The organism is Halosimplex rubrum (genome assembly GCF_013415885.1).
Lineage (GTDB): Archaea > Halobacteriota > Halobacteria > Halobacteriales > Haloarculaceae > Halosimplex > Halosimplex rubrum.
Genome location: NZ_CP058910.1, coordinates 3,737,736 through 3,754,899 on the forward strand (window position 1 = coordinate 3,737,736; position 17,164 = coordinate 3,754,899).

Annotated in this window: 18 protein-coding genes; 7 read left to right on the top strand and 11 right to left on the bottom strand. The window is 69.8% G+C overall.

Going from position 1 to position 17,164, the window contains the following annotated elements; translation table 11 throughout:
* Positions 1–87 precede the first annotated feature (87 nt).
* Both HZS55_RS18640 and HZS55_RS18645 read right to left on the bottom strand, forming a co-directional pair.
* Positions 88–1,059 (bottom strand): transcription initiation factor IIB, encoded by a 972-nt coding sequence (locus tag HZS55_RS18640; protein WP_179909055.1) that lies wholly within the window; start codon positions 1,057–1,059, stop codon positions 88–90.
* Positions 1,060–1,319: 260 nt separating this feature from the next.
* Positions 1,320–1,466: a hotdog family protein gene (locus tag HZS55_RS18645; protein ID WP_246308302.1), complete on the bottom strand. Its 147-nt coding sequence runs from the start codon at positions 1,464–1,466 to the stop codon at positions 1,320–1,322.
* Between the two features lie 156 nt (positions 1,467–1,622).
* Here HZS55_RS18645 and HZS55_RS18650 point away from each other — a divergent pair, with 156 nt between their 5' ends.
* Together HZS55_RS18650 and HZS55_RS18655 are read left to right on the top strand one after the other, a co-directional pair.
* Complete coding sequence (locus HZS55_RS18650) at positions 1,623–2,708, top strand: 3-hydroxyacyl-CoA dehydrogenase family protein (protein WP_179909056.1); 1,086 nt, start codon at positions 1,623–1,625, stop codon at positions 2,706–2,708.
* Complete coding sequence (locus tag HZS55_RS18655) at positions 2,705–3,316, top strand: DUF2391 family protein (protein WP_179909057.1); 612 nt, start codon at positions 2,705–2,707, stop codon at positions 3,314–3,316. Before HZS55_RS18650 ends, HZS55_RS18655 begins: the two co-directional genes overlap by 4 nt.
* 44 nt (positions 3,317–3,360) lie before the next feature.
* Here the strand turns inward: HZS55_RS18655 and mce are convergent, their stop codons facing one another.
* Positions 3,361–3,750, bottom strand: coding sequence for a methylmalonyl-CoA epimerase (gene mce / locus HZS55_RS18660; RefSeq protein ID WP_179909058.1), 390 nt, complete (start codon positions 3,748–3,750; stop codon positions 3,361–3,363).
* Positions 3,751–3,868: 118 nt separating this feature from the next.
* On the opposite strand from mce, the gene HZS55_RS18665 reads away from it, so the two are divergent.
* Positions 3,869–4,864 (top strand): arsenic resistance protein, encoded by a 996-nt coding sequence (locus HZS55_RS18665; protein WP_179909059.1) that lies wholly within the window; start codon positions 3,869–3,871, stop codon positions 4,862–4,864.
* 108 nt (positions 4,865–4,972) lie between these two features.
* Here HZS55_RS18665 and HZS55_RS18670 read toward each other — a convergent pair whose 3' ends face one another.
* Positions 4,973–6,658 (bottom strand): acyl-CoA mutase large subunit family protein, encoded by a 1,686-nt coding sequence (locus HZS55_RS18670; RefSeq protein WP_179909060.1) that lies wholly within the window; start codon positions 6,656–6,658, stop codon positions 4,973–4,975.
* Between the two features lie 143 nt (positions 6,659–6,801).
* Here HZS55_RS18670 and HZS55_RS18675 point away from each other — a divergent pair, with 143 nt between their 5' ends.
* On the top strand, positions 6,802–7,905 hold the full coding sequence (locus HZS55_RS18675) for an aminotransferase class V-fold PLP-dependent enzyme (RefSeq protein WP_179909061.1): 1,104 nt from the start codon (positions 6,802–6,804) through the stop codon (positions 7,903–7,905).
* Between the two features lies 1 nt (position 7,906).
* Here HZS55_RS18675 and HZS55_RS18680 read toward each other — a convergent pair whose 3' ends face one another.
* Positions 7,907–8,554, bottom strand: a complete 648-nt coding sequence (locus HZS55_RS18680) for a glycerophosphodiester phosphodiesterase (protein ID WP_179909062.1) — start codon at positions 8,552–8,554, stop codon at positions 7,907–7,909.
* An 81-nt stretch (positions 8,555–8,635) separates the two neighbouring features.
* Between HZS55_RS18680 and HZS55_RS18685 the strand changes: the two genes are divergently transcribed.
* Entirely contained in the window at positions 8,636–9,361 is a 726-nt protein-coding gene (locus HZS55_RS18685) for an SDR family oxidoreductase (RefSeq protein ID WP_179909063.1), read from the top strand.
* A gap of 18 nt (positions 9,362–9,379) precedes the next feature.
* Here the strand turns inward: HZS55_RS18685 and HZS55_RS18690 are convergent, their stop codons facing one another.
* The gene (locus tag HZS55_RS18690) at positions 9,380–10,012 is read right to left on the bottom strand and encodes a hypothetical protein (protein ID WP_179909064.1); all 633 of its coding nucleotides are present in this window, start codon (positions 10,010–10,012) and stop codon (positions 9,380–9,382) included.
* A 78-nt stretch (positions 10,013–10,090) separates the two neighbouring features.
* Here HZS55_RS18690 and HZS55_RS18695 point away from each other — a divergent pair, with 78 nt between their 5' ends.
* The gene (locus HZS55_RS18695) at positions 10,091–11,449 is read left to right on the top strand and encodes a sodium-dependent transporter (RefSeq protein WP_179909065.1); all 1,359 of its coding nucleotides are present in this window, start codon (positions 10,091–10,093) and stop codon (positions 11,447–11,449) included.
* 36 nt (positions 11,450–11,485) lie between these two features.
* Here HZS55_RS18695 and HZS55_RS18700 read toward each other — a convergent pair whose 3' ends face one another.
* Complete coding sequence (locus HZS55_RS18700) at positions 11,486–12,112, bottom strand: uracil-DNA glycosylase family protein (protein ID WP_179909066.1); 627 nt, start codon at positions 12,110–12,112, stop codon at positions 11,486–11,488.
* Positions 12,113–12,291: 179 nt separating this feature from the next.
* On the opposite strand from HZS55_RS18700, the gene HZS55_RS18705 reads away from it, so the two are divergent.
* Positions 12,292–13,842, top strand: a complete 1,551-nt coding sequence (locus tag HZS55_RS18705; protein WP_179909067.1) for an acyl-CoA carboxylase subunit beta — start codon at positions 12,292–12,294, stop codon at positions 13,840–13,842.
* Between the two features lie 17 nt (positions 13,843–13,859).
* On the opposite strand, the gene HZS55_RS18710 is transcribed toward HZS55_RS18705, so the two are convergent.
* The 4 genes from HZS55_RS18710 to pdhA form a co-directional block, all read right to left on the bottom strand.
* Positions 13,860–14,915, bottom strand: coding sequence for a YndJ family protein (locus tag HZS55_RS18710; protein WP_179909068.1), 1,056 nt, complete (start codon positions 14,913–14,915; stop codon positions 13,860–13,862).
* Positions 14,912–15,583 carry a DUF4166 domain-containing protein gene (locus HZS55_RS18715; protein WP_179909069.1) on the bottom strand — a complete coding sequence of 224 codons (672 nt, stop codon included), beginning with the start codon at positions 15,581–15,583 and terminating at the stop codon, positions 14,912–14,914. The genes HZS55_RS18710 and HZS55_RS18715 overlap by 4 nt, the downstream gene beginning before the upstream one ends.
* A 124-nt stretch (positions 15,584–15,707) precedes the next feature.
* Positions 15,708–15,866 carry a DUF1059 domain-containing protein gene (locus HZS55_RS18720; protein WP_179909070.1) on the bottom strand — a complete coding sequence of 53 codons (159 nt, stop codon included), beginning with the start codon at positions 15,864–15,866 and terminating at the stop codon, positions 15,708–15,710.
* Between the two features lie 111 nt (positions 15,867–15,977).
* Complete coding sequence (pdhA, locus tag HZS55_RS18725) at positions 15,978–17,120, bottom strand: pyruvate dehydrogenase (acetyl-transferring) E1 component subunit alpha (RefSeq protein ID WP_246308303.1); 1,143 nt, start codon at positions 17,118–17,120, stop codon at positions 15,978–15,980.
* Positions 17,121–17,164 lie beyond the last annotated feature (44 nt).

Genomic DNA, 17,164 nt, shown 5'->3' on the forward strand with positions numbered 1-17,164 from the left:
GCGGGTCGAGCGCGCGGAGAAGGGGGGACGGCGTGGGGCCGTCGGTGCCGAACGAACTGGGCCGTCACCGGATCGGTCGGGCGCCGATCAGTGGATGCCCATCGCTTCGATCTGTTCCTGGTAGCGGTTTCGGATGGTGACCTCTGTCACCTGCGCCACGTCGGCGACTTCGCGCTGTGTCTTCTTCTCGTTGCACAGCAGGCTGGCCGCGTAGATGGCGGCGGCGGCGTAGCCGGTGGGCGATTTGCCCGAGAGCAGGCCCTTCTCGGCGGTCACGTCGATGATCTCGTTGGCCTTGGCCTGGACCTCCTCGGAGAGCTCCAGCTCGGAGACGAACCGGGGGACGTACTGCTTGGGGTCGACCGGCTCCATCTTCAGGCTGAGTTCCTGGGCGACGTAGCGGTAGGTGCGGCCGATCTCCTTCTGCTCGACGCGGGAGACCTCCGAGACCTCCTCGAGCGAGCGGGGGATGTCCTCCTGGCGGCAGGCGGCGTACAGACAGGCGGTGGCGACGCCCTCGATGGAGCGGCCGCGGATGAGGTCCTCGTCGAGCGCGCGACGATAGATGACCGACGCCACCTCTCGAACGGACCGAGGCACGCCCAGCGCGGAGGCCATGCGGTCGATCTCCGAGAGCGCGAACTGGAGGTTGCGCTCGCCGGCGTCTTTCGTTCGGATGCGCTCCTGCCACTTGCGCAGTCGGTGCATCTGCGAGCGCTTCTCCGACGACAGGGAGCGACCGTAGGCGTCCTTGTCCTTCCAGTCGATCTGGGTGGTCAGCCCCTTGTCGTGCATCGTCTGGGTCGTCGGCGCGCCGACCCGCGATTTCTCCTGTCGCTCGCTGTGGTTGAACGCCCGCCACTCCGGCCCGCGGTCGATGTTGCCCTCGTCGATGATCAGTCCGCAGTCCTCGCAGACGATCTCCCCGCCGTCGGCGCTCGTCACGAGCGCGGACGACTCACACTCCGGACACTGCTGCTGTTCGGCCTGCTCGTCCGTTTGTTCCTCCTGTTTTTCCTCGGACTTCACACGCTCGCGCTGGCGGCTCGGCCGTTCCATTGTTCTTATATAGACAAATTTTGGGAACATATAAACCCTTCGCCCGTCTTCCGTCGTATGTCAGACGACACAACGTCGGGAAGCGTACATATCCGGGGCTTCGGGTGTCGTACCGCGCGGAATCGAGTATCGGATCGGTTGCGGGACACGCGTCTGACATGCGGCTGACGACGGCGTTCGCGGCGCGCGGCGTGGGATTCCTGTCGTCGGGCCGATGAGTCGGGCGGGCGGCTCGATCGCCGGGTCGGGCGGTCTCGCCCTCACTCGCGGCGTTCGACGAGGAACTCCACGTCGCCGGCGTACACCGGCGCGGGGATGTCCAGGCAGTTCATCCCGAGGGAGGCGACGACGCGGCGTTCGAGGAAGCCACAGCGGTAGACGAACCCCGTCGCCAGGACGAAGGCCATCGACCTCCCGAACGCCTCGAAGTAGTGGGGGCTCGTAGCTGTACGTGATGTGGTATCTGTTGCCGTCTCGACCGCCGAACCTCCGAGGGCGGGGCAACGCGGAGCGGCGCGGGACGGGGAACAACGCTTAATCGGGTCGGCGCTCGCATGGGGAGTATGGACGTAGCCGTACTGGGCGCGGGCGCGACGGGGCGCGGGATCGCGCGGTGTTGCGCGGCGGCGGGCCACGCCGTGACCCTCCACGACGACGACGCCAACGTCGTCATGGACGGGATCGACGCGGTCGAGGCGGGCCTGGACGACGCGGTGGCCGCCGGCGACCTCGCCGCCGACGCACGCGAGTCGGCCGTCGGCAGCATCGAGGCGACCACCGGACTGGAGGGCGCGGTCGCCGACGCCGACATCGTGATCGAGACGACCGACGCCGAGCGCGACGAACGGCGGACGCTGTTCGCAGACGTCGAGGAGGCGGTCGACGAGGGGACGCTCGTCGCCACCAGCGGCGCGGCGGTGTCGGTGACGGCGGTCGCCGCCGGGCTCAGGAACCCCGGCCGCGCCGTCGGCCTGCACTTCGTCGACCCGCCGACCGCCCCGCTGGTCGAGGTGGTCGTCGCCGAGCAGACCACCGAACCCACGCGGGAGGCGGCCGTCTCGTTCGTGGACGGGCTCGGCCGGGAGTCGATCGTCGTCCGGGACACGCCCGGCTTCGCGGCGACGCGCCTGGGCCTGGCACTGGCCGTCGAGGCGATGACGATGGTCGACGAGCGCACCGCCGGCGTGGAAGCGATCGACCGGGCGACGACCGCCGGCCACGACCACCCCGTCGGACCGCTCGCCGCCGCGGACGAGCGCGGGCTCGACACCACGCTCGCCGCCCTCGAACACCTCCAGGGGGCGCTGGGCGAGCGGTTCGCGCCGCCGCCGGTCCTCCGCGCGAAGGTCGAGGCGGGCGACCTCGGTCGCAAGACCGGCGAGGGGTTCTACGTCTGGGAGGGCGGCGAGCCGGTCGAACCGAGCGAGCCCGACCCGACGCCGGACCTGCGCGCCGAGAGCCCGGTCGCCCCCGAGGACCAGCCCGCGCCGGGCGAGCCCGACGGCGGCGGCTCGGGCGGCGACGGCCCGAACGGTGGCGGTCTGGACGGCGGCGGCCCGAACGACGACGAACCGGACGGCGACTTCGACGGCGGTCCGGACGGCAACTTCGACGACTTCGGCGGTCCCACCGGCCCCGGTGACGGATGAGCGACCGACGGGGCCGACGCGGCGGCGACGGTGGTGACCGCGCCCCCGACTTCGACAATCCCGACGAGGACGACCCCGACATGGGGGACCTGTTCGACGAACTCGCCGAACTGGAGGACACCGTCGACTCCGAGGACGAGCGCGAGCAGGTCCGCGAGACGATGCGGGTGGCCCGGGAGGCCCAGGAGACGCCCGTCTTCGGTCGCGTTGTCTTCGGCTTCGACCGCAGCGACGCCGCCGAGGCGCTGCTTGGTTCGCTGCTCTTTGGCATCCCCATGTTCGTCGAGGGCGGCACGCACGAGGTCGGACTGTTCATCGCCGACCGGCCGCTGTACTTCCTGGCGACGAACGTCCTGACGCTCGTGCTCGCCGCGGGGATCCTCTACGTCGCGGACTTCCAGGACGTGCGCGTCTACAACCCGATTTTCGGCATCATCCCCCGGAAGTTCGTCGGCGTGCTCACCATCCCGCTGGTGACGGCGCTCGTCGTGATGACCGTCTGGGGTCGCGTCGACTGGGCCGAACCCTGGCTCGCCGTCTGTCAGGTGAGCGTCGCGCTCGTGCCGATGTCCATCGGCGCGGCGCTGGGCGACCTGCTTCCGGGGTAGCGGACCGGAGCGGGTCTGCGACGCACACCGGGTCGCGCGCCCGCTCAGTGCTCGACGAACTCGATCAGGACACCACCCGTCGACTCGGGGTGGAGAAAGGCGACCTCGTGGCCCCACGCGCCCGGTCGCGGCTCCTCGTCGACGAGGTCGACGCCCGCGGCGCGGGCGCGGTCGAGCGCGTCCCCGATGTCGTCCGTCCGCAGCGCGAGGTGGTGGACGCCCCCGCCGTGGCCGTCGAGGAAGTTCGGGATCGGCCCCTCGGCGTCGGCGGTCGGTTCGAGCAGCTCGAAGTAGCCGTTGCCCAGGTCGAGGAAGGCGACCCGTAGCTCCCCGAACCGTTCCTCGTGGGCCACCGAGGCGTTCAGGATCGCTTCGTACTGATCGATGAGCGCGTCGCGGTCGTCGGTCGCGATGCCCGCGTGGTCGAACTCCATAGCGGCCGTTCGCCCGTCCGCGGCTTAATCCCGGTGTCGCTCGTCTCGACACTCGGTTCGGTGTGCGAATCGAACAGCAGTCGTATAGTCGCCGGTCCCGAAGGGCGGCCCGGGGAACATGACCGACTGGCTCCAACGTCATCAGGTCGCTATCTACGCCGCCAGTGTGGCTCTCGCCGTCGGGTTCGGAACGGGGCTTCCCGCAGCGGCCCCGCTTTTCGAGCGGGTGATCACTCCCGTGCTTGCGGTCCTCCTGTACGTCACCTTTCTCGAGATCCCGTTCACGAAGTTCCGTCGCGCGTTCACCAACGTCCGATTTGTCGCCGCGGCACTCGGGATGAACTTCCTCGTCGTTCCGGTCGTCGTCTACGCCCTCACTCGATTCCTCCCACGAGAGCCGGCCATCCTCGTCGGGGTCTTCATGGTGCTGCTGACGCCGTGTATCGACTACGTCATCGCCTTCACCGAACTCGCGGGGGGCGACGCCGAGCAGGTCACCGCTACGACGCCGGTGCTGCTGGTCGCCCAGTTCCTGTTGCTTCCAGTGTACCTCTGGCTGTTCATCGGCGGGGAGGTCGCGGCTAGCATCGAAGCGGGACCGTTCGTCGAGGCGTTTCTGTTCCTCATCGCGCTCCCGTTGACGTTCGCGTGGCTCACCGCCGTCTGTGCCGTCCGCTCCGACGCGGGCCGCCGGTTGGAACGGGCGATGGGCCGACTCCCCGTGCCGATGATGGCCGCGACCCTCCTGGTCGTCATCGCCTCCCAGATCCCCCGAGTCGGAAATTCGATCGGGCGAATTGCCGCCGTCGTTCCCGTCTACGTCGCGTTCCTCGCCGTCATGCCGCTGTTGGGACGCCTCGCCGGCGGCGTAGCCAGGATGGGCGTCGGCGAGACCCGCGCGCTCGTGTTCACCTCGGTGACCAGGAACTCGCTCGTCGTCCTCCCGCTGGCGCTCGCGCTCCCGTCGAGCTACGACCTCGTGCCGGCCGTCGTGGTCACACAGACGCTGGTCGAACTCGCGGGAATGGTCGTTCTCACGCGGACGGTGCCCGCGTGGCTCGTCCGGACGCGACCCGAACCGCTCTCGATACCCGAAGTCACGAAGCGGGATTGAACCGGTACTGGCTCGGGTCCGCGAGTGATCTGTCTGACGCGTACGGAGCGCGCTCTCCGAGAGACGAACCGAAGAACCGGCGGTGCAACGAGTCGGCCCACCGCTCGCCTACATCGCGGCGCCGGGCTGGTACTCGCCGAACTCCTCGCGCAGCGCGTTACAGATCTCGCCGGTCGTCGCGTAGGTCTTCACGGCGTCGACGATGTACGGCATCAGGTTCTCCTCGCCGGCGGCGGCCTCACTCAGCGCCGCCAGCGCCGCCTCGACGGCCTCGTCGTCGCGCTCCTCCCGAACCGACTCCAGCCGTTCGATCTGCGAGCGCTCCTGCTCCTCGGAGACCTCCTCGACGTCGGGGTCCTGGGCGTCCTCCTCGACGGTGTACTCGTTGACGCCGACGATGACCCGCTCCCCGCTCTCGATCTCCTCCTGGCGCTCGTAGGCCACGTCCTGGATCTGGCGCTGGACCCAGCCGCTCTCGATGGCCTGTCCCATCCCGCCGCGGGCGTCGACCTCGTCGACGATCTCGCGGGCCTCGGCCTCGACCTCGTCGGTGAGGTGCTCGACGTAGTAGCTGCCGCCCAGCGGGTCGATGGTGTCGGCGACGCCGGACTCGTGGGCGAGGATCTGCTGGGTGCGCAGCGCCGTCCGGACGGACTGTTCGGTGGGCAGGGAGAGGGCCTCGTCCTTGCCGTTGGTGTGGAGGCTCTGGGTGCCGCCCAGCACCGCCGCGAGCGCCTGGTAGGCCACCCGGACGACGTTGTTCTCGATCTGCTGGGCGGTCAGCGTCGACCCCGCGGTCTGGGTGTGGAACTTCAGCTGCTTGGAGGCGTCGGCCTCGGCGTCGAACCGTTCCTCCATGATCGTCTTCCACATCCGCCGGGCCGCGCGGAACTTCGCGACCTCTTCGAGGATGTTGTTGTAGGAGGCGAAGAAAAAGGAGAGCTGCGGGGCGAACTCGTCGACGTCGAGCCCGGCGTCCCGGGCCGCTTCGACGTACTCGATGCCGTCGGCGAGGGTGAAGGCGATCTCCTGGGCCGCCGTCGAGCCGGCTTCGCGGATGTGATACCCCGAGATGGAGATGGTGTTGAAGCTGGGCACTTCCGCGGCGCAGTACTCGAAGATGTCCGTGATGATGCGCATCGACGGCTCCGGCGGGAAGATGTAGGTGTTGCGGGCGATGTACTCCTTGAGCACGTCGTTCTGGATGGTCCCGCGGAGCTCCTCCCGGGGGACGCCCTGCTGGTCGCCGATGGCGATGTACATCGCGAGCAGGACGCTGGCGGGGGCGTTGATCGTCATCGACGTGGACACCTCGTCCAGCGGGATGCCGTCGAAGACCGTCTCCATGTCCCGCAGCGAGTCGATGGCGACGCCCGCTTTCCCCACTTCCCCGGCGGCCATGGCCGCGTCGGAGTCGTAGCCCATCTGCGTGGGCAGGTCGAACGCCATCGAGAGCCCGGTCTGGCCCTCGTCCATGAGGTAGTGAAAGCGCTCGTTGGTCTCACTGGCGGTGCCCATGCCGGCGTACTGGCGCATCGTCCAGAGGCGCCCGCGGTACATCGTCGAGTAGACGCCGCGGGTGTACGGCTCCTCGCCGGGGAAACCCAGGTCCGCCTCGTAGTCCAGGTCGGCCACGTCGGCGGGCGTGTACAGCGGGTCGACTTCCTGACCGGCGGTGTCGGTCTCGAAGGGGTCCTCGCGCTCGCCGAAGCGGTCGACGGTGGGTCCCCGGGTCTCGGCCTCCCACTGCTCGCGGCCCTCGCGGATAGCCGCGAGGTCGTCGTCGTCGAACATACCCCCGTGTTCGTCCGGCGGCCCCTTAGCCGTTGGCGAGGGACCGAGAGACACCACCTGTACTGACCATGACCGGCCGCGTGCATCCCGGGAACCGGTCGCGTGGCGGGTAGTTTAACCGCGCACGGTCCGTCGATTCGGGCATGACTCCCGAGGAACTCCGCGCGGACGTGCCCGCGATGGACCGCGGCGTCTACCTCAACACCGGCGCGGGCGGGCCGAGTCCCCGCCGGGTCGTCGACGCGACCGAGGACGCCCTAGAGTACCACGAGTACGAGGCGCCGACCGGCGCCGGCACCTACGGCGCGCTGTTCGACGCGCTCGACGAGACGCGCGAGGTCGTCGCCGGCCACGTCGGCGTCGCTCCCGAGTCCGTCGCGCTCACCCAGTCCACCACCGACGGCATCGGCCGGATCGCCGCCGCGATGGACTGGCAGCCCGGCGACGTGGTCGTCCGCACCGACCAGGAGCACTCCGCGGGCATCCTCCCCTGGGAGCGCCTGCAGCAGACCCACGGCATCGAGGTCCGCGTCGTCGAGGCCGCCGGCGGGGGCGTCGACCGCGAGGAGTGGAAGGCCGCCGTCGACGGCGCGACACTCGCCGTGTTCAGCTCGCTGTGCTGGACCGACGGCTGTCGCCTGCCCGTCGCGGAACTCACCGACATCGCCCACGACGGCGGCGCGCGCGTCCTCGTCGACGCCGTCCAGTCGGTCGGCCAGCGCCCCGTCGACTTCGGCGCGTGGGGCGCCGACGCGGTCGCCGCCGCCGGTCACAAGTGGCTCATGGGGCCGACCGGTACCGGCTTCCTCCACGTCACCGACGAGTTCGCCGAGTCGCTCGAACCCGCGCAGGTCGGCTACATGGGCGTCGAGGACCCCGAGGCCGACGACTGGGGGCTCAAGCCCGACGCCCGCCGCTTCGAGGTCGGCAGCGTCTCGCCCGTCCCCTACGCCGGCCTCCGCGAGGGCATCGCAACCGTCGAGGACCTCGGGTTCGAGACCGTCACCGACCGTATCGAGCGCCTCACCGACCGACTGAAAGAGGGGCTGGGCGACCGTCTCGTCTCGCCGGAGCGCTTCGAGTCCGGACTGGTCGCCTTCGCGGCCGACGACCCCGAAGGGACCGCGGAGCGACTCGCCGACGCCGGGATCTACGTCCGCGACATTCCGCCGACGGGCACCGTGCGCGTCTCCGTCCACGTCTTCAACACCGCCGACGATATCGACGCCCTGCTCGACGCGCTCTGACTCAGGAGAGACAGCACTCCGGGAAGTCCGTGATCACGCCGTCGACGCCCGCCTCGCGGAGCCGCTCGGTCTCCTCGGGTTCGGTGACGGTCCAGGCGTTGACCCTCATTCCGGCGCCGTGTGCGCGCTCGACGAGCGAGGCGTCGCACGAACCCAGGTTCGGATGCACGAACGAACACCCGAGTCCCCGCGCTCGGGAGACCAGCCCCTCGCCCTCGAACTGGACGAGCGCGGTGGGCACCCCCTCGACCTCGGTGAGCGCCTGCGGGTCGAACGACGAGACGACGGCGTCGCAGCCGGTTTCGGCGACGACCCGCTCGACGGCCTCGCCGGTCCCGCGTTCTTTCAACTCGGCGTGGAGGGTCACGTCATCGGGAATCGTCGCGGCGACTTCCTCGAAGGTCGGCACGCCGAAATCGGACCCCTCGACCGACAGCGCCGCCAGTTCCGCGGCGGTGTGGGCCGAGACGGGGCCGCTCCCGTCAGTCGTCCGGTCGACCGTCTCGTCGTGGTGGACGACGAGTTCGCCGGAGCCGCAGACCCGCACGTCGACCTCGACGCCGTCGGCCCGGTCTGCCGCGTCGGCGACGGCCGCGACGGTGTTCTCCGGGTTGACGCCGGGGAAGCCACGATGGGCGATGCAGTCCATGCTCCGGCGTTCGCCCGGTCGGGGGGTAGGCCTTGCGCCCGCCGACTCACCTTTAACCGCCGCCGGTCCCAATCGACGACCATGTCAGTCGACTTCGACTTCGGGGACAGCGTGGTGCTCGTGACCGGCGCCGCCGGGACGCTCGGCAGCGCGGTCTGCGAGGCGTTCGCCGACGCGGGCGCGACCGTCTGCGGCGCCGACGTGGTCGGGCCCGACAGCGAGGACTTCGCGCTCGACACCGACCGCGACCGCGTCGACTTCTACCAGGGGGATTTCACCGACGAAGCGGCGGTGGCCGACACCCTCTCGACCGTCGTCGACGACCACGGCGGCCTCGACGCGCTCTGCAACGTCGCCGGCACCTGGCGCGGCGGCACGCCCATCGACGAGACCGAGGCGGACACCTTCGACTTCCTCGTGGACGTGAACCTCAAGACGATGTTCCTCGCCTCGAAGCACGCGATCCCCCATCTCCGGGAGTCGGGTCTGGCCGGCCAGGGCGCCATCGTCAGCGTCTCCGCCCGCTCGTCGCTGGAGGGCGGCGAGGGCGACGGCCCCTACCGGGCGTCGAAAGCGGGAGTCAGGATCCTCACCGAGACCATCGCCGAGGAGAATTCCGGCGACGTGCGGGCCAACGCTGTCATGCCGAGCGTCATCGACACGCCGATGAACCGCGAGATGATGCCCGACGCCGACCACGACAAGTGGGTCGACCCGTCGGACATCGCCGAGACGATCCTCTATCTCTGTTCGGACGCCGCCAGCGTCACCAGCGGCGCGGCGGTCCCGGTGTACGGGGAAGCGTAGCGGGCGGCCGAGACCGATTCAGCAGCCGCCCGCGCCGCCGGCCGCGCCGGCGCCCGCACAGCTGGCACCGGCGGCGCTCGCGCCGGCCATCGCGGCCGCCGAACCGGTCACGACCGCCGCATTGTCGTTCCTGCTGTAGTCGACGCACTCGCCCCAGGCCACGGGCGCGACGTGGTCGTCGATGTCGTCGGCCGCCAGCATCGCCTCCTCGAACGCCGCGGCGTCGAAGCCCGTCTCCGAGACGAGGCGGTCGGCGTACTCGGGCGTGACCGCCATCCGGCGACACTCCTCGGCCTCGAACAGGCCGTCTCCATCGAATGTGAACTGCACGTCGTAGTGGCGGACGAACACCTCGTCGAACGCGGGCTGCATCGCGCGGATCGCCTCGCTCGCGAGTTCCCATACGCGGTCGAAATCGGGCGATTCCACGTCCTCGCCCAGCGAGAACCGGGCGATGGGGACGGTGATCGGCTCCTCGTCCGGCCCCTCGTTGACGACGGCGACGCCGGTCACCGCGCAGTCGTCGATGCCGTAGGTCTCGGGGGTAACGCGGTTCTGCAGGGCGTCGTGGGCGTCGTCTTCGCGCTCTTGCAGGTCGACCCCTTCGTCGGTGTCGTCGTCGCCGAGCAGTCGGTCCAGTAGGGAGGGCATCGTGTTCGCCCGTCGCTCGCGCAGGACTTAGGTCTGTGGTCGTAGCCGTTTTCAGGGCCAGCGGTCGAAACGGGCCGTATGGTTGAACGCGAGACCTGGGCGACGCGGGTGGGGTTCCTCGTCGCCGCGATCGGCAGCGCAGTCGGCCTGGGGAACCTCTGGCAGTTCCCGTTCAAGACGGCCGCGAACGGCGGCGCCGCGTTCGTCGTCTTCTACCTGATCGCCGTGGTGTTGATCGGGTTCCCGGCGATGCTCGCGGAGTTCGTGATCGGACGGCGGACGAACCGCAACGTCGTCGACGCCTTCGACGAACTCGGCGGCCCCGGCTGGCGGATCCTCGGAGGACTCGCACTTCTCACCGGGTTCTGGGTCCTCTCGTACTACAACGTCGTCGGCGGCTGGGTGATGCGCTACGTCCTCGGAAGCGCGACCGGCGCGTACTTCGGCGATCCCGGCGGCTACTTCAACGCGATCGCGTCCGGTCCCGAAGCGATCGCCGCGCAGTTGCTGTTCCTGGGAATCTCCGTCGGCATCGTCGCACTGGGGATCGAGAACGGGATCGAGAAGGCGACGAAGGTGATGGTACCCGCCATCGTCGTCCTGATGATCGCGCTCGCGGTGTGGGCGTTCACGCTCGACGGCGCGATGGAAGGAGTCAGCTACTTCCTCTCGCCCGACATCGACTCACTGGTCTCGAATGCCGGAGCGGTCGTCCCTGACGCCGTCGGCCAGGCGTTCTTCACGCTCTCGCTCGGAATGGGGATCATGATCACCTACGCCTCGTACCTAGGAGAGGACGACAATCTCCCTCTGGACGGCGGCATCATCGTCGTCTCGAACACGCTGATCGGCGTTCTGGCGGGACTAGTCGTCTTTCCGCTCCTCTTCGCGAACAACGTCGACCCCGCGACTGGCGGCCCGGCCGCGCTGTTCGTCGCGGTCGCGTCGGCGTTCGCGAATCTCCCTGCAGGCCAGATACTCGGGGTCGTCTTCTTCGGTGTCGTGGCGCTCGCGGCGCTTTCCTCGGCAATCAGCCTCCTCGAAGTCACGGTGTCGTACGCGACCGACAACTTCGACGTCTCCCGGCCGGTGCTCTCTGTGAGCGCCGGAGTGCTGTTGTTCCTGCTCGGGCTCCCCTCGACGCTCGATACCGGTGATGCCGGAGGGCCGTCGGTCTGGTTCGGCTGGTTCGACGCCATGGCGTACAACCTGTTCCTGCCGCTGTCGGCGCTGTTCATCGTCGTCTTCGTCGGCTGGCTGCTCGCCCGAGAGGCGGTCTCGGAACTGCGAACGGGGAGCGAGTCGATCCCGTCCTTCGGGCCGATCTGGCTCTGGTCGCTCCGGACGGTCGTCCTCGTCGGTATCGTCGTGACCCTCGGGCTCGGCTTCCAGAGCCTGTTCCTGGCCGAGGACGCCACGTTCTTCGCGCCGTTCTGAGCGGGCTAAAGCATCGGTCCGCCGACCGCCTTCGAACTATCGGACCATGTACGGGTCGTCGTCGGGGAGGAACCGGCCCAGGTCCGCCCGGCGGACGTAGTCGCGCTGGCGTAACTCGACCAGCGACTCGACCAGCGCCTCTTCGTCGGCGTCGGACCACTGCGCGGGGTCTTTGAGCGGGACGACGAGCCAGCCGCTCCCGGGGATCTCGGTCGCGTGCTGCTCGTCGAGGGCGACCTCCTCGGGCGGCCGGGCGGTCATGTTGGCGAAGACGTGCCGCGTCGCGCGCTCGCCGACCGGCAGGAGGACGTGGGCGGTGATCGCCCGGATCTCGGAGTCGAAGATGTTCTCCAGGTCGGCGTACTCCCGCGCGCTCGGCACGCCCTCTGGGACGCAGGGGTACAGATACGAGAAGTACGTCTTCTCGACGACCGGGGGCGCTCCGGCCTCGGCGAGCAGACCGCCCTCGGCGAGCGCGCGCTGGAGGCGCTCGCTGGCTTCGAACTCGGTGAACGGGTAGCCTGATTCGGCTCCGCCGTGGACGCCGGGGTGGTCGCCGATCACGTGGAAGTCGGCGTTGGCGTCGCCGTACCCGGCGACGAACGGCTCACACGGCGGCGAGAAGCCGAACGGGTTCGACTGGCGTGCCGTGACGTTCTTCACAGCACTGGCCTGTCGCGGCGCGGTCAAAACTCCGCCGGTTCCCGTCGTACTCGCCGACCGCTCGCCGTCGGCACCCCTCGAAATCGGGAAACGCTTTTCTCCCGGAGTGCCGATGCCCCACCAATGACCGCACGGACCCGCGTCGGACGGCCGTTCGACCCGCTCGGAGGTGGCTCGACGTGACCCGCGAGGAGGACATCGAGGACCTCCGCGAGCGCAAGGAGTCGGCCCGCAAGGGCGGCGGCGACGAGCGCATCGAGGCCCAGCACGACCGGGGCAAGATGACCGCCCGCGAGCGGATCGACTACTTCCTCGACGACGACAGCTTCGTCGAGATCGACGCGCTCCGCGAGCACCGCTCGACGAAGTTCGACATGGAAGAGAAGGAGTTCCCCGGCGACGGAGTCGTCACCGGCTACGGGAAGGTCGACGGCCGCACCGTCTTCGTCTTCGCCCACGACTTCACGGTGCTGGGGGGCTCGCTCGGCGAGGCGTTCGCCCAGAAGGTCTGCAAGGTGATGGACAAGGCGATGGAGACGGGCGCGCCCATCGTCGGCCTCAACGACTCCGCCGGCGCCCGCATCCAAGAGGGCGTCGACGCGCTGGCCGGCTACGCCGACATCTTCCACCGCAATCAGCTTGCATCCGGCGTCGTCCCGCAGATTTCGGCCATCATGGGACCGTGCGCCGGCGGCGCCGTCTACTCCCCGGCCATCACCGACTTCATCTTCATGGTCGAGGAGACCAGCCACATGTTCATCACCGGCCCGGACGTCATCGAGACGGTCACCGGCGAGGAGGTGACCTTCGACGAACTCGGCGGCGCGGCGACCCACACCGGCGACTCGGGCGTCGCCCACTTCGCGCCCGCCGCCGAGGAGGAGGCCTTAGACGACATCCGCTATCTCCTCTCGTATCTCCCCGCCAACAACGCCGAGGACCCGCCGCGCGTCGAGCCCTGGGACGACCCCGACCGCGCCGACGAGGAACTCCGGGAGGTGGTTCCCCAGGCTCCCCAGAAGCCCTACGACATGCACGACGTGATCGACGGCGTCGTCGACGAGGACTCCTTCTTCGAAGTCGCCGAACGGTACGCCCGCAACCTCCTCACGGGGTTCGCCCGCCTCGACGGCCACGCCATCGGCGTCGTCGCCAACCAGCCCCGCGTCAACGCCGGGACGCTCGACATCGACTCCTCGCTGAAGGGCTCGCGGTTCGTCCGCTTCTGCGACGCGTTCAACATCCCCCTGCTCACCTTCGTCGACGTGCCCGGGTTCATGCCCGGCAAGGACCAGGAGAAAGGCGGCATCATCAAACACGGCGCGAAGTTGCTGTACGCCTACTCCGAGGCGACCGTCCCGCTGATGACCGTGATCACCCGAAAGGCCTACGGCGGCGCCTACGACGTGATGTCCTCGAAGCACGTCGGCAGCGACGTGAACTACGCCTGGCCCACCGCCGAAATCGCCGTCATGGGCCCGGAGGGCGCCGTGAACATCCTCTACGACGACGAACTCGACGCGGCCGAACAGGTCGAGGAGAAACGCCAGGAACTCATCGACGAGTACCGCGAGGAGTTCGCCAACCCCTACACCGCCGCCGAACGCGGGTTCGTCGACGACGTGCTCGAACCGCCCGAGACCCGCTCGCGGCTGATCGGCGATCTGGAGACGCTGCGCTCGAAGCGGAAAGACCACCCCGACCGAAAACACGGGAACATCCCGCTGTAGACGCGCGACGGGCGCCCCTACGCTTCTGCCGCCGCCGTCGTGAACCGCCACCCGATCACGCCACACAGCGCGAACCCGTAGGCGTTCAGCGAGCCGTGGAGCGTCACCATCCGACCGATACTCAGTCCCAACGGGTTCGTCCCGGAGAACGCGGCGATACCGTATCCGAGCGCCAGCACCATCGACGCCGGGAGCGCGAGCGCCGAGAGGCCGACCAGCGCGGCCGGGAGCGCGCCCAGCGAGGGAACGGCGCGGACGAGCGCCAGCAGGCCGAACGCCGCCACCGCCAGGGTGAACACGCCGACGGCGACGACCTCCACGAGCGGCGAAAAGGAGATGCCGATCGCGATGAGGGCGGGGCCGACGAGGAGCACGCCAGCCACGGCGCGGGTGGCTCCCTCGAAGCCGCCGATCCGGCGGCCCGTCACGCCCGCGAGGACGGGCAGTGCGAACCCGGCGAAGTGGAAGTGAACCGCGGTCAGCAGGATGATCGTCGGACCGAAACCGAAAGTGATCCCGAGATGAGAGAACACGAGCGCGACGGCGGCGACCGGCGCGTAGGCGAGCCCGGCGTCGACGAGCGCCGGCGCGAGCGCGACCGACTCGTCGGTCCCGCCGCTCCCGTCGGCCCCGCGGCCCCGACCACTCTCGCGCTCGACCGCCCGCGAGACGCCGGCGAGCGCGAGCAGACTCGTCACGAAGACCCACGGCGCGGCCAGCCCCGCGGCGACCGGCCCCGCGTCGACGACGAGCGAGAGGGCCATCAGCGACGCGCCGACCGGGAGGAGCGCGACGGCGGCGCCGAGCAGCCGGCCCGACAGCCCGGGGAAGGCACCACGGGCGGCCAGCCCGACGCCGAGCGGGACGACGACCAGCGGCGCCAGCGCGAGCGCGCGCTCGACCTGCGAGAGCCCGCCCGCGGCGGCGAGGACGACCCACAGGCCCGCGCCGAAGACGGCGCTCAGGTCGGCGAGCGAGACGCCGGCGACGAGGCGCGCGAACGGGTCGGGGTCGGGGTCGGCTCCCGGGCCTTCGGCGGTTGCCGTGTCTTCCCCGGCCTCCGCGCCGCTCATGGCGGCAGCGGGTCGATCCCCGTGACGGGCTTGAGGTCCTCGGGCACCCGTTCCATCTCCCGGCGCTCCTGGGTGAACGACCCGCGGTAGCCGAGGATGTGCCCCACCAGCCCGCTCTCGACCGTCGCGGTCACGTGAAACTGTTCCTCACTCTCGTCGTAGCGGTCCCGGACCGTCACGTCGACCCCGAGTGGGCCCGGCGTCGGCAGGTATCGGCCGCCGACGCGGGTCCACTGCTTGCCGCCCTCGACGACGAGGTCGCCGTCCTCGACGCGCGGGTGCAGTTCCGAGACGACGTGGCCGCCGGTGCCGAGGAAGTCGAACAGCCGTCCGCGGTCGCGGTCCCACACCGTTGTCGAGTCGAACTGCCGCACTTTGCCGTCGAAATCGAACTCGCGGCGAGTCGTCAGCGCCTCGTAGCCCGCGGGGTCGCGCCACCCGACGGTCGTCACCGAGAACGGCACGTCCTCGCCGGACTCGGGGAAGAGGAGGTTCCGCGCGGGCATCGCGTACAGCACCGGCAGCGCGACCGCGCCGCGCGTGATGTCCATCCGTCCGCGACCCACGGTCGCGAACGCGTCGTCGGGGCCGAGCGCGTACCGCTCGCGCACGTTCGGGTGGAGGTCCGCGGCCGCCTCGCCCAGCGCGTACTCGTAGACGCCCGTCACGCCATCACCGCCGACACCGTATCCATACGCGAACTGATGGGGCGGTACACAAAACGATTGGTGCCCGGCCGCCGCTGGCGGGACGATCCGACCGGAGAAGGGTGGAGAGGTCGCCGGGGCGGACTCAGGACGCCTGCTGGACCATGTCGCGGGCCTCGTCGTCGCTCAGGTCCATGTCGTGTTTCTCCTGAGCGTGTTCTTTGACGTGCTCGATGACCTCGTGCTCGTCCTCGGATTTGATCATGAAGTCGTCGTTCTGGCTACATTGGACTTGATACGCCATACGAGTGCCCACGGACCGAGTCGGTATTGCTATGCGGGAGCTTCCCACCGGTAGGCCGCTCCCCTCCGTCGGTAACCCGACGCATCGGCGAGTATCCTCGACCTTTCCACGTCACTCGTCGCGCAGCAGCGCGTCGTCGCCGTGGCGCTCGCGCAACGCCCGCAGGTACGCCTCGCTTTCCCGAACCCGCGCCGTCGGTTCCGCGTACGCATGCGCGAACCACTCCGACACGTCGGGCTCGTAGGCCTCCGCGGCCTCGACCAGCGCCGCGACCGCGTCGCGGTTGCGCTCCTCGATGGCGGCGACGCGCTCGTCGTCGAGCAGGCCGCGCTCGCGGAGGAACGTCTCCATCCGCGGGATCGGGTCCCGGTCGCGCCAGCGCGCGACCTCCTCGTCGGTCCGATACCGCGAGGGGTCGTCGGCGGTCGTGTGGGCGCCGAAGCGGTACATCTCCGCCTCGATCAGCGTCGGCCGCAACTGGTCGGCACCCGGGTCGCGGGCCTTCTCGACGGCTCCCTTCGTCACCTGGTAGACGGCCAGCGGGTCCATCCCGTCGACGCGGAGGCCCGCGAAGCCGTAGGCGTCGGCCTTCGCCGCGATGGTCGCGCTCGCCGTCTGGCGCTCGCGCGGGACGGAGATGGCGTACTGGTTGTTGTTACAGAAGAAGAGGGCGGGCGCGTCGAAGACGCCGGCGAAGTTGAGCGCCTCGTGGAAGTCCCCTTCGCTCGTGGCGCCGTCGCCGAAGTGACAGCAGACGATACGGTCGTCGCCCTGCAGGCGGGCGGCCCATGCCATCCCCGTCGCGTGGGGGAGGTGGCTCGCGATGGAGATGTTGAGGGGAAAGACGTGCTTGGAGGCGAGCCACTCGTTGCCGACCTCGTGGCCCATCCAGTACAGCAGGTACTCCGGTTCGAGGCCCCGCACCGCGACGGCACCGTGCTCGCGGTACTGGTCGACGATCCAGTCGTCGTCGCGCAACGCGTGGGTCGAGGCGACCTGCGCGGCCTCCTGGCCCGCCAACGGCGGGTAGGTGCCCATGCGCCCCTGGCGCTGCAGCGAGACGGCCCGCTCGTCGAGGTGGCGAGCGAGCGTCATCTCGCGGAACATCGCGACGAGTTCCTCGTCGGGGAGGTCCGGGACGGTCGCCCCCTCGCGAACCCGGCCGTCGGCGTCGAGCACCTGTGCCAGCCCGTCGTCGGTTCGGGCGACGCGTTCGCTGTCGCTCACCCGTGAACCGAGGCCCAGCAAGCGCATAACCGTTTTCCCGACCGGGCGGCTCCGGCGGTCGAGCGGTGGGG

Coding starts and splice junctions, on each gene's coding strand:
- HZS55_RS18640 (WP_179909055.1), bottom strand. CDS start 1,059: ATGGAACGGCCGAGCCGCCAGCGCGAGCGTGTGAAGTCCGAGGAAAAA.
- HZS55_RS18695 (WP_179909065.1), top strand. CDS start 10,091: ATGGTTGAACGCGAGACCTGGGCGACGCGGGTGGGGTTCCTCGTCGCC.
- HZS55_RS18670 (WP_179909060.1), bottom strand. CDS start 6,658: ATGTTCGACGACGACGACCTCGCGGCTATCCGCGAGGGCCGCGAGCAG.
- HZS55_RS18665 (WP_179909059.1), top strand. CDS start 3,869: ATGACCGACTGGCTCCAACGTCATCAGGTCGCTATCTACGCCGCCAGT.
- HZS55_RS18710 (WP_179909068.1), bottom strand. CDS start 14,915: ATGAGCGGCGCGGAGGCCGGGGAAGACACGGCAACCGCCGAAGGCCCG.
- HZS55_RS18655 (WP_179909057.1), top strand. CDS start 2,705: ATGAGCGACCGACGGGGCCGACGCGGCGGCGACGGTGGTGACCGCGCC.
- HZS55_RS18650 (WP_179909056.1), top strand. CDS start 1,623: ATGGACGTAGCCGTACTGGGCGCGGGCGCGACGGGGCGCGGGATCGCG.
- HZS55_RS18690 (WP_179909064.1), bottom strand. CDS start 10,012: ATGCCCTCCCTACTGGACCGACTGCTCGGCGACGACGACACCGACGAA.
- pdhA (WP_246308303.1), bottom strand. CDS start 17,120: ATGCGCTTGCTGGGCCTCGGTTCACGGGTGAGCGACAGCGAACGCGTC.
- HZS55_RS18680 (WP_179909062.1), bottom strand. CDS start 8,554: ATGGACTGCATCGCCCATCGTGGCTTCCCCGGCGTCAACCCGGAGAAC.
- HZS55_RS18645 (WP_246308302.1), bottom strand. CDS start 1,466: ATGGCCTTCGTCCTGGCGACGGGGTTCGTCTACCGCTGTGGCTTCCTC.
- mce (WP_179909058.1), bottom strand. CDS start 3,750: ATGGAGTTCGACCACGCGGGCATCGCGACCGACGACCGCGACGCGCTC.
- HZS55_RS18720 (WP_179909070.1), bottom strand. CDS start 15,866: ATGGCGTATCAAGTCCAATGTAGCCAGAACGACGACTTCATGATCAAA.
- HZS55_RS18685 (WP_179909063.1), top strand. CDS start 8,636: ATGTCAGTCGACTTCGACTTCGGGGACAGCGTGGTGCTCGTGACCGGC.
- HZS55_RS18675 (WP_179909061.1), top strand. CDS start 6,802: ATGACTCCCGAGGAACTCCGCGCGGACGTGCCCGCGATGGACCGCGGC.